The sequence below is a fragment of the Longimicrobium sp. genome, assembly GCF_036388275.1.
Taxonomy (GTDB): domain Bacteria; phylum Gemmatimonadota; class Gemmatimonadetes; order Longimicrobiales; family Longimicrobiaceae; genus Longimicrobium.
The window spans coordinates 118,552-131,367 of the sequence record NZ_DASVSF010000100.1 but is presented as its reverse complement, the minus strand read 5'-3'; the positions used below and the strand labels follow the sequence as shown (position 1 = coordinate 131,367).

The following is a 12,816-nucleotide window of genomic DNA, read 5'->3' as shown; positions in this document are numbered from 1 at the left end:
AACGAGGGAGCGCTTTGCCGATCAGCGCATTGATGGTAGACGTGGATGGCGTGCTGGTCGATGGCCGGCCAGAAGACGGGCGCCCCTGGCAGACGTCCCTGGAAGCGGATCTTGGAGTCTCTCCTGACGCACTCCACGAGCACTTCTTTGCCCGGTGCTGGGAGAACATCGTGCTCGGCCGCGCCGGGTTGATGGAGCACCTGGTGCCTGCACTGCATAAGATCGCGCCACGTGTGAGTCCGGCCGAGTTCGTCTCGTACTGGTTCGAGCGCGATTCGCGAATCGTCGCCCCGCTGCTGGCGGAACTTTCGTGGGCTCGTTCCGTGGGGATCCGCGTGTACCTGGCGACTAACCAGGAACATCTCAGAGCGTCTTACCTGATGGAGACGGTAGGCTTGGCCGAGCATGTGGACGGGATCTTCTATTCCGCGCAACTTGGAGCAAGGAAGCCCCAGATGGAGTTCTTCGCCGCGGTGCGAGCGGCCGTTGGGCTGCGCGCGGAAGACCTGCTGCTCATCGACGACAGCCTCCAGAACGTCGAGGCTGCGCGAAAGGCGGGATGGCAAGCGCTTCATTGGACACGGCACAGTTCACCCAGGATCGTGCGCAGCCTGTGCACCTGATCTGGGGTGGATAGCACGCAGGCCGCGTTGAGCCGCACACTCGCAGCATACACCCAGGAAACCGTTGAAGCGCCGATGCTGAAGGTCGTACTCCGGCTGCTCGCGGACGCCGTGCTCGTTGCCACGGCCCTGTTCGTCTCCGCCGGCACGCTCGCGTGGCCGCGCGCGTGGGTGCTGCTGACGGTGCTGCTGCTGGTGCGGACGATCGGCGCATTCGCCGTCCATCGCACAAACCCCGAACTCCTGCGGGAACGCGCCGGGCTCCCGCTTCACGCGGAGCAGCCCTGGGCCGACCGGGTGCTGCTGCTCGGGGTGCTGGCGACGGGTTTCCTGGGCACGCCCGCTGTCGCGGCGCTCGACGCGTTCCACTGGCACCTGCTCCCCCAACCGGCACGGCCGGTGGCCGGCTTGGGGCTGGTGCTGTTCGCGCTGGGATGGTCGCTCAAGAGCCTCGCGCTCTACGCCAACGCGTTCGCGGTCGCCACGGTCCGCGTGCAGCGCGAGCGCGCGCACGCCGTCGCGGACTCGGGGGTATACCGCGTCGTGCGCCACCCGTTCTACGCCGCTGACCCGCTCATCTTCGTTGGCTTGGCGTTGTGGCTGGGGTCGTACACCGCGGCCCTGACGGCAGTGGCCCCGGTGGCGCTCATGGTGGTCCGCCTGAGGCTGGAGGAGCGGGTCCTGCAGCGGGAGCTGCCGGGCTATGCGGCGTACGCCGCGCGTGTACGCCACCGGCTGGTCCCGGGCGTCTGGTGACGGGCGCCGCGGCCCACCGATTCCTCGCCGACCTGTAATCAGAGCTACGCTCATGTGCCGAAACATCAAGACACTGGCCAACTTCGAGCCACCCGCGACCGATGACGAGGTGCGCGCGTCGGCACTCCAGTTCGTGCGCAAACTGAGCGGGACGACGCACCCGTCACGCGCGAACGAAGAGGCCTTCAATCGCGCGGTCGAGGAGATCACCGCGAGTGCGCGACGGCTCATCGACTCCATCGAGACCAAGTCCTCGCCGCGGAACCGCGAGGAGGAGGTGCGGAAGGCCCGGCTGCAGTCGGCGAAGCGCTTCGGCACCTCTGTCTGAGACGGGCTGCGGCAGTCGCGGATTGGGATGGGTGGATGGCCGCGCGCGCTGCGAACCATAGGCAGGCTTGCTCCGCGTTACTGGAACAAGGAGGTTGCAGGCGACGAATGGCTGCGCGAATACTCCCGAGCGTGGTCGTTCCCAGGGCACACCGATCCCCGGATCCACACATGAGATTCTCGCTCGCCGCAGCGCTCGCGTTTGCATTGCTGGCCTCCGCCGCACCGGCCGCTGCACAGCAGCGCACGCCTGAGGACTTCCTGGAGGGCCAGATCAGGGCCAAGGATCTGGCTGGACGCGACTCCAGAGCCGGGGTCGTCCCCGAGCCAAACCCACCGGTGCGGGTCAGGAGGACCTATGGGTACGCGGAGGTCGTGCGCGTGCACGGTACACCGCGAGCCGGTGAACCCACGCTATGGATCTTCCAGCCTGACCCGTCACTTGTCGACCCGCTCCTGACCGTCAACGAGCGCGTCACCTTCCTGGATCCGAAAACCGGTGACACGATCCACGACGTCGTGATCGCCCGGCGCCGATTCCGTTCCACCGGTGATAGCAAACGCGGCGGCCTGTATCCGTCAGGGTGGCTGTACCTCTCCAGGCGGATGCCGACCCGCAGCGCCGCGGCGCCGGATGAAGCCGGCACGTTCGAGGGTGCGAAGTTCGGCGTGAGTCTCGCTTTTCAAGTGTCCCCCGCGTATGCACTGCGCGAACCCACCCCCGCGAGCTTGGCCGCCGCAGTGCGTACGGCTGCGCTGCCCATCGCTCGGCAGCAAATCCCGATCATCACCCAGCGGTTCCGGAGCTACGTCACGCAGAAGGGGATCGACGACGCGTCGAGCCCTGACGCCATCCAGCGGGAGGTACTGGCAGCACTGGACATGACGAGGCTCCGGAGCCTCGTCGACCAGTTCCGGCAGATCCGGACCCCATCCGGCCGACTCTACGTAGGAACGATCCCTCTCTTCGATCGTTCGTGCCGGTATCCGGATTACGAGAGCTCATACCTCGTACTGGTGGTCGATGCGCGGGGTGCGCCCGTCTACCAGGAGATCCGCGCGGACCCGCTTCGCTTCCACGAATACACGGCGGACTTCGATCGCGACGGACAGGACGAGCTACTGCTCCACGGCCACGCCATCGGATGGACCGGCTCGGGATTCACGCCGATCCCGGAGCAACCCGCCGCGTCGTGCGACTGACGGCCAGCTCCGCCGCCGGCTTCCCGGGCACGAGGGCTCGCCACTAGAGCTGGTTCGCTGGACATCGCGCGAAACATTGCGGCGGCAGCGGGCGTAGGGCAGGGATGATCTCTCTCGGATGGGTCCACACCATTGCGGCTTCGACCGCGCTCGTAGCGGGCGCGGCGGTGCTCCTTACCCGCAAGGGCACGCGCCGCCACCGGCAGCTCGGCTGGGTATACGTCGTGAGCATGCTCCTGCTCAACGGGACGGCGCTCCTGATCTACCGCTTGTTCGGGCGTTTCGGACCGTTTCATGTGGGTGCCATCTTCAGCTTCATCACCGTGGTAGCAGGCACCGTCGCGGCTCTCGGAGCACGCCGGGCCCGGGCGCGCCGCGATCCCGTGGCGCGTGCGCGTGCCCTCGAGCGGCACTACCAGTGGATGACGTGGTCCTACGTGGGGCTGGCCGCGGCTGCCGTGTCGGAGATTGCCACACGGATGCCGGCGCTGCGGCCGCGCCCGGGGCAGGGGATGGCGTTCGGCATCACGGTGGCCGTGGCCACGCTCCTGGTAGTCGGGGTTGGCGCGCAGTTGATCCGCCGCCGCCGATCAGCGCTCCTCGCGCCGTACCGGCCGTAGCAGCGCGCGTCCCACCCGTCGGTACCGTCCAACGTCGCGTAGGAGCTTTCGGGGCGAGCTGTCCATCCATAGTTTCGCCGGCGAGTCGTTTACGCGCCGGCCCCGCACCGCTTCCCCTCCGCTTTCCTCATGGGTGATTCCGATGAGTGACCTGCGCGAACTTCTCCTGAAGGACTACGACCACTTCTCTGAAGCGCTCTTCCGCAACGAAGACATTGGAGAGAAGCGGCTCAACTTCCTCCTGACCCTTGTCACGGCAGTCACGGCTGGCCTGGTGGCCCTCTCGACCGCAAGCAATCCCCCTGCCTTCGGTACGCTGAACGATATCAGCACCTGCGCTGTGGGTTTTCTCCTGATCATCGGCGTGCTGACGCAGCTGCGCATTCGGAAAAGAGATCGAGTTTCGGACGAGTACAAGGCGATACTCACCACCATTCGCAGCCAGCTTGCAGACCCCTCCACCTATCTTGTCGCAGATCTGCTCAAATCAACGACGGGAGGCCGATCGTGGCGCCGTCTTCCCGGGGCCGGGTATGCTCAAACCACCGGCGCGATCAACCTGCTTCTCCTCATCGCCCTGATTTACCTTGGTTCTCGCTGAACAACGAGGCTCCCTGAACGCGCACGCGAAACCTGACTCGGAGACGAGGAATGCAATTCACCGTTACGACAGAGGTCGACGCTCCCCCGGAAGTGGTGTTCGCCGTCCTGAGCGAGGTGGAGCGCTGGCCGGAGTGGACGCCGACGGTTACGCGGGTAGAGCGCCTCGGTGACGCCGGCGCCCCGTTGGCGCTCGGCGACCGCCTGCGCATCGTGCAGCCGAAGGTGCCGCCCGCCGAGTGGACGGTCACGGCGCTCGAACCGGGGCGAGGATTTCGGCTCTTCAGCCGCTCTCCCGGCGCGACCGTCGAAGCGAATCACTGGGCAGAGCCGACCGCAGGGGACCATCGCTCCAGGGTAACGCTCTCGGTGACGTTCGGCGGCTTTCTGGGGCGGGTCATCGGCTGGATGATGCGGGGCCTCAACGAGCGGTACCTTGCCCAGGAAGCGGCCGGGCTCAAACGCCGCAGCGAGGAGCGAGCTCGGGGCACGGAGTGAGGCGAACCCATGTCCACGCCCCCGCTCACGGGCGCCGCAGATCCGCCTCGCCGGCGGAGACGCGGATGCGGTGGTGTCCCTGGGGAGTGCGGGTCGGGTCCACGAGCCGGACCTCGGCGTCGAAGTAGTACCGCGCGGGGGCCAGGCTGTCGCCCAGGATGCGCTGCACCTGGAACCGGACGCGGAACGGGTCCGGCGAGTACGCCTCCCCTGGCGCGAGCGTCTTCTGGTCCAGGTAATCCAGGCAGACGTGGTCTACCCGGCTGGAGCGCCACACCGGCTCGCCCTGCCGTGCAGGCGTACGCCAGGCGCGGAGCTCCACCGCGCAATCGCCGTGCGCCGCCAGCACGGGAGTGGTTCCGCGGTTGGTGACGGTTACACGCGTGGTGAGCGTGTCCCGCCGGGCCCCGGACAGGAGGGTTTCCGCCCCGAAAGCGAGCCTCTCGATGCTCTGCGAGGGCGGCCTGTCGGCGGTCGCCGCAGGTGGCGGTACCACCGGGTCCGCTGCTCCAGCAGGCTTCGGCGGGGGTGACACCGTCGCGGCGACGCACGCCGGGAGGGCCGCGGTCGTCAGGACGATCGAAAGCCGCGAGCCAAGAAAGCGCATATGTTTCATTCTGTGGCAGCCATTTCGGTGGAGGTGCCGCAGAATGTGGTCCAGAACATACAGGTCCGATTCGTGGGCGGCACGTTACGGCTTCTCGCGCCTGGACCCGTTGCGCGCTGATGGGCCGCGTGCGCGGCGTGGTGCTGCTGAACGCATCTCCAAGGGGCATCGCTCGGGGTGACGCTCTCCATAACGTTTGCCGGCTTCTTGGGGCCGGTTCATCGGCTAGAACACGACCGCCGCCTGCGGCGATCACGCCACCGGGCTGGTTGGCACACCGGCAGCGCCACAGTTCCGTGCTCGCTGCCGATCCTGCGCGTTTTTGCCCTACACCACTGACCTTGCGACGTCAGGTCTCATGGAAAGAGTCTCTCCGCTCGTCAGGAAATACGTTGCGGCCGTATTTCCGGCGGACCAAGCCACCGTTCTTGAGCAGCTAGGGGCGCTGAGCGAGCCGCCAGCGGAACAACACTGGGCGGAACTTCGCGAACGAGTCCAAATGGCCGCACTCCTGCTCTCCAGGGGAGATCGCGCCCAGCTTGATACGGCGCTCGCCCAAGGGGCTACTGACTGGCGAGATCTACTTATGGGAGCCGGGCTCGCCGGCAGTGATTGGCGTGCCGTGCTGGAGCGCGCCACTCGGCGTGAGTTGCCGCAGCAGGAGGGCTAGCCATTCGTCCCAAGCCGGCGCGCCGCTTTGCGGCGCGGCCTCCTTCCGTGCGGAACACGCCGCTGGCGAACACCTCGGCAGCCGCGGGGACTCGTCCCGCGGCTGCCGTGTGGCCGTCCGGCCCTCCATCGATTTCATCTCCCATCAATGTGTCGCTTCGTCTCGAATACGCTTCCGCGGCCGTGTGGAAGTGACGCACCGGACCATGCGTCAGCACGGCCGGGCGAGTTGGGACGGCGCAGGGGAAAGAATTGAAACTTTTAGCGGTCCGTGTCGGAACGTTTGACCGGTGATTTTGCTGGATTTTGGGCAGTTTTCTGCGTGGGAACCGTGGTGATGCGTGGCGTGTAGCCTGACGCGTCCGTATCCATCCACACTCCTTCACGGAGCCATGCCCATGCGTCTTTCTCGTCTGATTCCCGTCGTCGCGACCGCCGTTCTCGCCGCCGCGCCGGCACACGCACAGCAGTGGGGCGGGCCACTGTTCAGCTCGCCCCTCGATCAGTCGCGGTTCGAGATTCTGTCCAGCGACGCAAACGGCGCCGGAATGGGCATCGCGGTGGCGGTGCGGCCGTTCTCGCGCGTCGCCGACCTGCGGCTGCGGGCGGGCATCATGGATGGTCTCGGGACCGGGCCGTTCAGCGAGGCAATCACGAGTCGCAGGCGGGAGATCGCGTACATGGCCGGGATCGACTACGCGATGCCGCTGAACCCGCAGGCCGGCGGGCCCGTGCGCGCGTCGCTGGTCACGGGGCTGGGCGTGGGGGTGAACGCCGAGACGGTGGTCAGCGCACCGCTGGGCTTCAGCATCGCGTACGACGGCGGGAGTATTCGCCCGTACATGACGCCGCGCGTGGTGCTGGAGCACCACTCCGGGCCCGCTCCGTACGTGGGCCCGTGGGAGGGACGCGCGGTGGTGGACTGGGGCGTCGACGTGTCGCTGCCGGTGGGCGGCACGCTGCGCGCGGCGCTCACGACCGGGAGCTACAAGGCGTTCGGCATCGGCCTCAGCTTCTGACTCTGGATTCGCTGGTGAGCCGCGCGCCGGGAACCCCTCCCGGCGCGCGGTCTTTTGTTTTGCACGCGGGCTGGCGCCGGAGGGAGATCGCGGCAAAGTTGTAGCCTCCGCACCCTCGCCCCCCACTCCAAATCTCCCATGGCCCAACCTGTCTGTCCCGACTGCCAGCGCCGCATGGAGGGCGGCTTTCTGCTGAACGGCCTTCCCGGGCAGAGCCCCTTGTCTGCCGGGCAGTGGGTGGAAGGCGCGCCGGAAAAGAGCTTCTGGTGGGGTGTCAAGCTCAAGGGGCGCCGCCGCCTTGCGGTGTACGCGTGGCGCTGTCCCGGCTGCACCCAGGTTCGCCTCTTCGCGCCGGAGGGGTGACCGGACCGGCTACATGTGCGTGTCCTCCGTGCCTGGCGCTGCCCTGCGCCCCATCGATCCCCCAGCCGACCAGCCCATGAGCGGTGAACGTGGTTTCTCCATTCGCATTCCCACCGGGTTGGGCACCTGGATCTTCTTCGCGCCGGTTGTAGCATTTCTCATCCTCATCGCATGGACCACCGGGTCGGCGCTCTGGATGCAGTGGTGGCGGTTGCGCACGTACGTGCCCGTGCAGGCGGTGGTGGTCTCCACGGACGTCGTGCAGCGCGGCCGCGGCAAGAACGCCTGGGAGCCGGTGGTGCACTACCGCTATCCTGCCGACGCTCCCCTGTACGCCGACACGCGCGTGCCGCCGATCCGGACGCTTGGAAGCGAAAGCTGGGCATGGGACCTTGCCAGCCGGTTTGCGCCGGGCGATCAGGTCACGGCATACCACGACCAGGTGCACCACGGGGATGCGTTTCTCCTTCGCGAACCGCAGTACGGTGCCGTCCCCGTCTTCCTGGTCTCGATCACCCTCCTGTCCGGGGGTGTGTACTTTGGACGCCGGTCGCGTGAGGGTCCGCCGCACGTGGCGTGAACGGCCTTGCTCCGCTTGCTGCCGCGCCCCCGCTTGCGTAGGCTGCTATCCAATCCATCTGCCCCACTCCTCTCGCCCGAGTGTCCATGAGCACGCCCATCAGCCGCCGTGACTTCGTACGCACCGGCGCCGCGGCCGGAGTGGCCGCCGCGCTCCCCGTGCCGCTGGCCGGCGCGCCCGCGGTGATCGTCCGCTCCGCCGCGCGGCCGGTGGTGATCGCGTCGGGCAATGGCAACCACATCCGCAACGGCGGCCGCATGGCCGCGGTGGAGACGGCGTTCACGCGCATGACGGCTGGCGCCGACGTGCTGGACGCCATCATCGCGGGGGTGAACCTCAACGAGCTTGACCCGGCCGACACCAGCGTGGGCTACGGCGGATTGCCCAACGCCGAGGGCGTGGTGTCGCTCGACGCCTCGGTGATGCACGGGCCCCGCAGGCGCGCGGGCGCCGTCGCGGCGTTGGAGGGCGTCCGCACGCCCTCGCTCGTCGCCAGGGCGGTGATGGAGAACACCGACCATCACCTGCTGGTGGGCGAACACGCGCAGCGGTTCGCGCGGCAGCTGGGATTCACCATCGAGGACGACCTGAACACCCCCGAGTCGCGCCGGCTGTGGCTGGAGTGGAAGCGGCGCACGGACCCGGCGCGCTTCCTGGACCCTGAAAAGCGCGCGCAGGCCGGCCACGAGGCGGGGCTGCAGATGGTGGCCGAGGGGCTGATCGATCCGCACCACTACTACGGGACGATCAACTGCAACGCCATCAACGCGGCGGGCGACATCTGCGGCTGCACGACCACGAGCGGCCTGGCGTGGAAGATCCCCGGCCGCGTGGGCGACTCGCCGGTGCTGGGCGCGGGGCTGTACGTGGACAATGGCGTGGGCGCGGCGGGGAGCACGGGCCGCGGCGAGGCCAACCTGTACAACCTGACGTCGTACCTGATCGTCGAGAACCTGCGGCGCGGCATGTCGCCCCGGGACGCCGGGATGGAGGGGCTGAAGCGCATCGTGCAGAACACGGTGGAGCGCCGGCTGCTGAACGAGCGGGGAACCCCCAACTTCGGCATCCAGTTCTACGTGCTGAACGCGCGCGGCGAGCACGCGGGCGTCAGCATGTACCCGGGCGGCACCTACGCCGTGTGCGACGAGAACGGCCCGCGCGACGAGCCGCTGGTGCCGCTGCTGCAGGGTACGGCGCAGTAGCGCGCGCGCCGCGGATTCCGTAGACACACCACCACCAGCCCCGCGGCGCACCGGCGGGGCTGGTTGCGCATGAGTGGCCGCTCAGTGTAGAGTCAGGCGTGCGGCGGCGGATGTTGTGGCCGCCACCGCCACTCGCGGGCACCGTGGAAGGGTGCGGTGACGCGGGTTCCCGTTCACCAGCCAGAGATTGCCGAATGCGTATCCGCTACATGCTGGGCCTGCTCGCCTTCTCCGTCGTTCCCTCCACCCTGGCCGCGCAGGGAGCCTGCCCGGCGCTGCAGGCCGGCGCCACGGTACGCCTGCACGCGCCCGGGGCGAACACGTACGTGGTGGCCGAATCCTCCAAGCCGTCAGACACCGCGCTGTCCGTGACGGTGCCCGGCCAGTCGCTCCTGTCCGTCCGCTGCGCCGACGTTCAGCGGGTGCAGCTCCGGACGGGCGCCGCCCGAGGGCGTTCCGTGCTGCGGGGCGGCGGGATCGGCCTGGCGGCCGGCGTGGTGCTCGGTGCGGCTCTCGGGGACTACGAGCACGAGAACCCCGGCCCCGACGAGTGGGAGATCTTCAGCCGCGAAGAAGAGATGGCGCTCGGTGCAACGCTTCTCGGGACCATCGGGCTGGCCAGCGGCACCGTGATCGGGCTGCTGGTGCCTACGAGCGAGTGGCGGGATGTGTCCGCCTCGCGCGCGTCCGGCGCCTCGGCCGGCGGGCTGCGGATCGTGCCGGGCGATGGCGCGCAGGTCCGGGTTTCGTACACGGTTCGGCTCTGACGGAATGGGCAGAGCGGCCGGCATTCGCCTGGTCGTCGCGGCGGGCGTGCTCCTGGGCGGGTGTGCGCTCCCCAGGCGCCCGCCCGCTCCGCCCGTCGACCCCTGTGCCGCCGTCCTCCCCCGGGATACGGCGGGGTGGACGAGGGTGGGCGTGGAGCCCAGCTTTCTCCTGCCTCCGGGGTTCGCGCCCGATGGGTCCGCCCGGTTCCTGCACGGTGGGCGTGCGTGGCGCTCGCGCGGCCGCCGGATCAGCCTCTCGGGCGGCGTATGGGCCGAAGAGTCGTTTCGGGCGGACGGGCTCGACGGGTCGTGGACCCGCGAGTGCTACGCAACGATCCAGGGCCGTCGCGTGTACCTGGTCACCCGCTACCGTTCAGGGACGTACAGCGTGCACGCCTGGCCTGTCCCGGATTCCACCCGCATGAACGTGTTCGGGTACTCGCAGCTATTCACGGGGCAGGGCCGCCGGCCGGAGGACCAGCACCTGTTCCTGGGTATCGTACGGACCTTCCGGTTTGCGCCTCCCTCCCCCTGATCCGAGGCGTCACGCGCCAGGTGCGGCACCGATTGACGCAGGTATGGCATTCGTGTCCTGCACGTTCGCCTCCCTGGGGGCATTGCACAGGGCCGGCAACGACGTACCTTGCTGGCCCCGGGCTGGCCTGTTGGATCCCATTTACACGTACCCTTATGCCGACCACCCACGCAGCTGGAACGTTCGAAGTGAAGCTCGCGCCGCAGGCGGTGACGTTCGAAGAGTCGGGGCTGGGGCGGCTCTCGATCGACAAGGTGTTCCAGGGCGACCTGCAGGCCACCAGCAAGGGCGAGATGCTGGCCCATCGCACCGCCGTGCAGGGCTCGGCGGGGTACGTGGCGATGGAGCGGGTGGACGGAACCCTGAACGGACGCGCCGGCACCTTCGTCCTGCAGCACAGCGGCACCATGAACCGCGGCGTGCAGCAGCTGGCGCTTACGGTGGTGCCGGACTCGGCCACGGGGGAGCTGGAGGGGCTTTCGGGGTCGATGAAGATCATCATCGAGGGCGGGCAGCACTCGTACGAGTTCGAGTACGAGCTTCGCGCCGAGTCCTGACATCCACCGTGGCAGGGATGCCGGTGCCGGACAGGCACGTCGCGCTGCTTCGCGGCATCAACGTGGGCAAGGCCAAGCGCATCGCCATGGCCGACCTGCGCGCCCTGGTCGCGGACCTCGGCTACGGCGACGTGAGCACGCTGCTGAACAGCGGCAACGTGGTCTTCACCGCGCCTGGAGCAGACCCGGACGACGCGGCGCGGCGCATCGAGGATGCGCTTCGCGAGCGGACCGGCGTGTCTTCGCGGGTGGTGGTGCTTACCGCGCGGGAGATCGGGGAAGCCGTGGATGGCAATCCCTGGCGCGACGAGGTGCTCGATGCGTCGCGGCTGCTGGTGACCGTCCTCTACGATCCCGCCGACCGCCGCAAGCTGGAGCCGTTGATGGACCAGGACTGGGGCACGGATCGCCTGGCGCTCGCCGGCCGCTTCGCGTACGTGTGGTGTCCGGACGGCATTCTGCCAAGCAAGCTGCCCGAGGCGACCGGCAAGGTGCTCCGCGACGCGGCGACGTCGAGAAACTGGGCGACGATGCTCAAGCTCCACGCGCTGGTCCACCATCCCGCGCAGTAAGAAGGCCCTGCGCCGCCGCGGCGCTTGCGCGGCGGGCGGAATCCGCGTAGCGTCCGGGCGAGGCACTCGCCCTCGTCTCCTCCCGGCGACCCATCCTCCCGAGACCCTTCCATGACACGATCCAGCGGCTTTCTCCTGCTCTTTCTCGCCGGCTGTGCCGCCCAGGCTCCAACCCCCCGCGGGCCGGAGCGGGTGAGCACCGTTGCCCTGACGACCGCCAACGATGGTATGGTCGAGGCGAGCGTCCGTTCGCGTGCCGAGCCGCGGACGGCCAACGTGCTGCTTCCGCTGGATAGCGCCTGGGCGGCGCTTCCCGGCGCGTATGCCGCGGTGGGCCTGACGGGGGCCGGAGTCATCGACGAGGCCGCGCGGCAGTTCGGTGTGGCACCGACGACGCTGCCCCGGCGCCTGGACAACTCGCCGCTGTCGCGGTTCGTGGACTGCGGCTCCACGCGCCTCATCCCCAATGCGGATACGTACGCCGTCCGCCTGCAGGTGACCACGCAGCTCGTCGCCGAGGGCGCGGCCATCACCCGCGTACAGACGCTCGTGGAGGGCACCGCCCGCTCGCGCGAAATGTCAGGCAACCCGGTGCTGTGCACCAGCACGGGCGAGCTGGAGCGGCGCATCGCCCGGCAACTGCAGCGCGCCCCCTGAGGGCAGTGGCTCTCACGGGCGGGACCGGCTCGCGCCCCGTGCCCCTCACGACGCTCACCCGATGATTCCATCCATGCCTCGATCGGCCATCCTGCCTCTGGTCCTGCTCTGCGCCTGTGCTCCGCAGGCATCCCAGGTTCCCGTCGGGCCAGAGCGGATGAGCACGGTGATCATCGAAACACCGGGAGGAAGCGCGGAGGTGCGGATGGTGGCCGCTCGCCCGCACGCGCACAGCAGCGTGGTGCTGGCGCCCGTGGAGCAGGCCTGGGCGGCGCTCCCCGGCGTGTACGAGGGCCTGGGGCTGTCCGGGGCCGGCATCGTGGATCCAGGGCAGCGGCGCTTCGGCATGGGGCCCGCGACGATGCCGCGCCGGGTGAACGGCGAGCGCCTGGCGCGCTTCCTGGATTGCGGTCACACCGTGTCGCTCCCCAATGCCGACGCGTACGCCGTCACGCTCACGATGACCACGCAGCTGAATGCCGAAGCGCCGGCCGCCACGCGGGTGCAAACCGTTCTGGAGGCCACCGCGCGGCCGCGCGACACGGCCGGCAACGACGTGACGTGCACCAGCACCGGCCACCTGGAGCGCCTGATCGCCTCGCGCCTGCAGCCCGCCCCGCGGTAGCAGTCTCGCCGTCCCATCTCTTCATCATGAGCCGGG

18 protein-coding genes are annotated in these 12,816 nt (G+C 68.8%); 17 read left to right on the top strand and 1 reads right to left on the bottom strand.

Translation table 11 applies throughout. The features are described 5' to 3' along the window. The first annotated feature begins 20 nt into the window (after positions 1 to 20). The 7 genes from VF632_RS21580 (at position 21) to VF632_RS21550 (ending at position 4,627) form a co-directional block, all read left to right on the top strand. Positions 21 to 623, top strand: a complete 603-nt coding sequence (locus VF632_RS21580; RefSeq protein WP_349264029.1) for an HAD-IA family hydrolase — start codon at positions 21 to 23, stop codon at positions 621 to 623. A 75-nt stretch (positions 624 to 698) separates the two neighbouring features. Further along, positions 699 to 1,379 (top strand): isoprenylcysteine carboxylmethyltransferase family protein, encoded by a 681-nt coding sequence (locus tag VF632_RS21575; RefSeq protein WP_331024994.1) that lies wholly within the window; start codon positions 699 to 701, stop codon positions 1,377 to 1,379. 52 nt (positions 1,380 to 1,431) lie between these two features. Further along, complete coding sequence (locus VF632_RS21570; protein ID WP_331024993.1) at positions 1,432 to 1,707, top strand: DUF2277 domain-containing protein; 276 nt, start codon at positions 1,432 to 1,434, stop codon at positions 1,705 to 1,707. Positions 1,708 to 1,877: 170 nt separating this feature from the next. Then, positions 1,878 to 2,909 carry a hypothetical protein gene (locus VF632_RS21565; RefSeq protein ID WP_331024992.1) on the top strand — a complete coding sequence of 344 codons (1,032 nt, stop codon included), beginning with the start codon at positions 1,878 to 1,880 and terminating at the stop codon, positions 2,907 to 2,909. Positions 2,910 to 3,013: 104 nt separating this feature from the next. Beyond that, positions 3,014 to 3,529, top strand: coding sequence for a DUF2306 domain-containing protein (locus VF632_RS21560; RefSeq protein ID WP_331024991.1), 516 nt, complete (start codon positions 3,014 to 3,016; stop codon positions 3,527 to 3,529). A 142-nt stretch (positions 3,530 to 3,671) separates the two neighbouring features. Further along, entirely contained in the window at positions 3,672 to 4,130 is a 459-nt protein-coding gene (locus VF632_RS21555; RefSeq protein ID WP_331024990.1) for a hypothetical protein, read from the top strand. Between the two features lie 50 nt (positions 4,131 to 4,180). Beyond that, positions 4,181 to 4,627 (top strand): SRPBCC family protein, encoded by a 447-nt coding sequence (locus tag VF632_RS21550; RefSeq protein ID WP_331024989.1) that lies wholly within the window; start codon positions 4,181 to 4,183, stop codon positions 4,625 to 4,627. 25 nt (positions 4,628 to 4,652) lie between these two features. Here VF632_RS21550 and VF632_RS21545 read toward each other — a convergent pair whose 3' ends face one another. Beyond that, the gene (locus VF632_RS21545) at positions 4,653 to 5,123 is read right to left on the bottom strand and encodes a hypothetical protein (protein WP_331024988.1); all 471 of its coding nucleotides are present in this window, start codon (positions 5,121 to 5,123) and stop codon (positions 4,653 to 4,655) included. A 1,178-nt stretch (positions 5,124 to 6,301) separates the two neighbouring features. Here VF632_RS21545 and VF632_RS21540 point away from each other — a divergent pair. From VF632_RS21540 to VF632_RS21495, 10 genes are all read left to right on the top strand, one after another. Further along, entirely contained in the window at positions 6,302 to 6,922 is a 621-nt protein-coding gene (locus VF632_RS21540) for a hypothetical protein (protein WP_331024987.1), read from the top strand. 138 nt (positions 6,923 to 7,060) lie between these two features. After that, on the top strand, positions 7,061 to 7,285 hold the full coding sequence (locus tag VF632_RS21535) for a PF20097 family protein (RefSeq protein ID WP_331024986.1): 225 nt from the start codon (positions 7,061 to 7,063) through the stop codon (positions 7,283 to 7,285). Between the two features lie 76 nt (positions 7,286 to 7,361). Beyond that, positions 7,362 to 7,865, top strand: a complete 504-nt coding sequence (locus VF632_RS21530; protein ID WP_331024985.1) for a DUF3592 domain-containing protein — start codon at positions 7,362 to 7,364, stop codon at positions 7,863 to 7,865. 86 nt (positions 7,866 to 7,951) lie between these two features. Further along, positions 7,952 to 9,067: a N(4)-(beta-N-acetylglucosaminyl)-L-asparaginase gene (locus VF632_RS21525; RefSeq protein ID WP_331024984.1), complete on the top strand. Its 1,116-nt coding sequence runs from the start codon at positions 7,952 to 7,954 to the stop codon at positions 9,065 to 9,067. A 194-nt stretch (positions 9,068 to 9,261) separates the two neighbouring features. Beyond that, a complete protein-coding gene (locus VF632_RS21520) occupies positions 9,262 to 9,834 on the top strand; it encodes a hypothetical protein (protein WP_331024983.1) in 573 nt (190 codons plus the stop codon). Positions 9,835 to 9,838: 4 nt separating this feature from the next. After that, positions 9,839 to 10,369 (top strand): hypothetical protein, encoded by a 531-nt coding sequence (locus VF632_RS21515; protein ID WP_331024982.1) that lies wholly within the window; start codon positions 9,839 to 9,841, stop codon positions 10,367 to 10,369. 155 nt (positions 10,370 to 10,524) lie between these two features. Then, positions 10,525 to 10,926, top strand: coding sequence for a DUF3224 domain-containing protein (locus tag VF632_RS21510; RefSeq protein ID WP_331024981.1), 402 nt, complete (start codon positions 10,525 to 10,527; stop codon positions 10,924 to 10,926). 23 nt (positions 10,927 to 10,949) lie between these two features. Next, a complete protein-coding gene (locus tag VF632_RS21505; RefSeq protein WP_331024980.1) occupies positions 10,950 to 11,498 on the top strand; it encodes a DUF1697 domain-containing protein in 549 nt (182 codons plus the stop codon). A gap of 111 nt (positions 11,499 to 11,609) precedes the next feature. Next, on the top strand, positions 11,610 to 12,155 hold the full coding sequence (locus tag VF632_RS21500; protein WP_331024979.1) for a hypothetical protein: 546 nt from the start codon (positions 11,610 to 11,612) through the stop codon (positions 12,153 to 12,155). Positions 12,156 to 12,321: 166 nt separating this feature from the next. Further along, positions 12,322 to 12,780 (top strand): hypothetical protein, encoded by a 459-nt coding sequence (locus VF632_RS21495; protein WP_331024978.1) that lies wholly within the window; start codon positions 12,322 to 12,324, stop codon positions 12,778 to 12,780. The last annotated feature ends 36 nt before the right edge of the window (positions 12,781 to 12,816 follow it).

What these genes read in the sequence shown, in the direction of transcription:
- VF632_RS21575 (WP_331024994.1), top strand. Translation starts at nt 699, where the DNA reads ATGCTGAAGGTCGTACTCCGGCTGCTCGCGGACGCCGTGCTCGTTGCC.
- VF632_RS21570 (WP_331024993.1), top strand. Translation starts at nt 1,432, where the DNA reads ATGTGCCGAAACATCAAGACACTGGCCAACTTCGAGCCACCCGCGACC.
- VF632_RS21565 (WP_331024992.1), top strand. Translation starts at nt 1,878, where the DNA reads ATGAGATTCTCGCTCGCCGCAGCGCTCGCGTTTGCATTGCTGGCCTCC.
- VF632_RS21560 (WP_331024991.1), top strand. Translation starts at nt 3,014, where the DNA reads ATGATCTCTCTCGGATGGGTCCACACCATTGCGGCTTCGACCGCGCTC.
- VF632_RS21555 (WP_331024990.1), top strand. Translation starts at nt 3,672, where the DNA reads ATGAGTGACCTGCGCGAACTTCTCCTGAAGGACTACGACCACTTCTCT.
- VF632_RS21550 (WP_331024989.1), top strand. Translation starts at nt 4,181, where the DNA reads ATGCAATTCACCGTTACGACAGAGGTCGACGCTCCCCCGGAAGTGGTG.
- VF632_RS21540 (WP_331024987.1), top strand. Translation starts at nt 6,302, where the DNA reads ATGCGTCTTTCTCGTCTGATTCCCGTCGTCGCGACCGCCGTTCTCGCC.
- VF632_RS21535 (WP_331024986.1), top strand. Translation starts at nt 7,061, where the DNA reads ATGGCCCAACCTGTCTGTCCCGACTGCCAGCGCCGCATGGAGGGCGGC.
- VF632_RS21530 (WP_331024985.1), top strand. Translation starts at nt 7,362, where the DNA reads ATGAGCGGTGAACGTGGTTTCTCCATTCGCATTCCCACCGGGTTGGGC.
- VF632_RS21525 (WP_331024984.1), top strand. Translation starts at nt 7,952, where the DNA reads ATGAGCACGCCCATCAGCCGCCGTGACTTCGTACGCACCGGCGCCGCG.
- VF632_RS21520 (WP_331024983.1), top strand. Translation starts at nt 9,262, where the DNA reads ATGCGTATCCGCTACATGCTGGGCCTGCTCGCCTTCTCCGTCGTTCCC.
- VF632_RS21515 (WP_331024982.1), top strand. Translation starts at nt 9,839, where the DNA reads ATGGGCAGAGCGGCCGGCATTCGCCTGGTCGTCGCGGCGGGCGTGCTC.
- VF632_RS21510 (WP_331024981.1), top strand. Translation starts at nt 10,525, where the DNA reads ATGCCGACCACCCACGCAGCTGGAACGTTCGAAGTGAAGCTCGCGCCG.
- VF632_RS21500 (WP_331024979.1), top strand. Translation starts at nt 11,610, where the DNA reads ATGACACGATCCAGCGGCTTTCTCCTGCTCTTTCTCGCCGGCTGTGCC.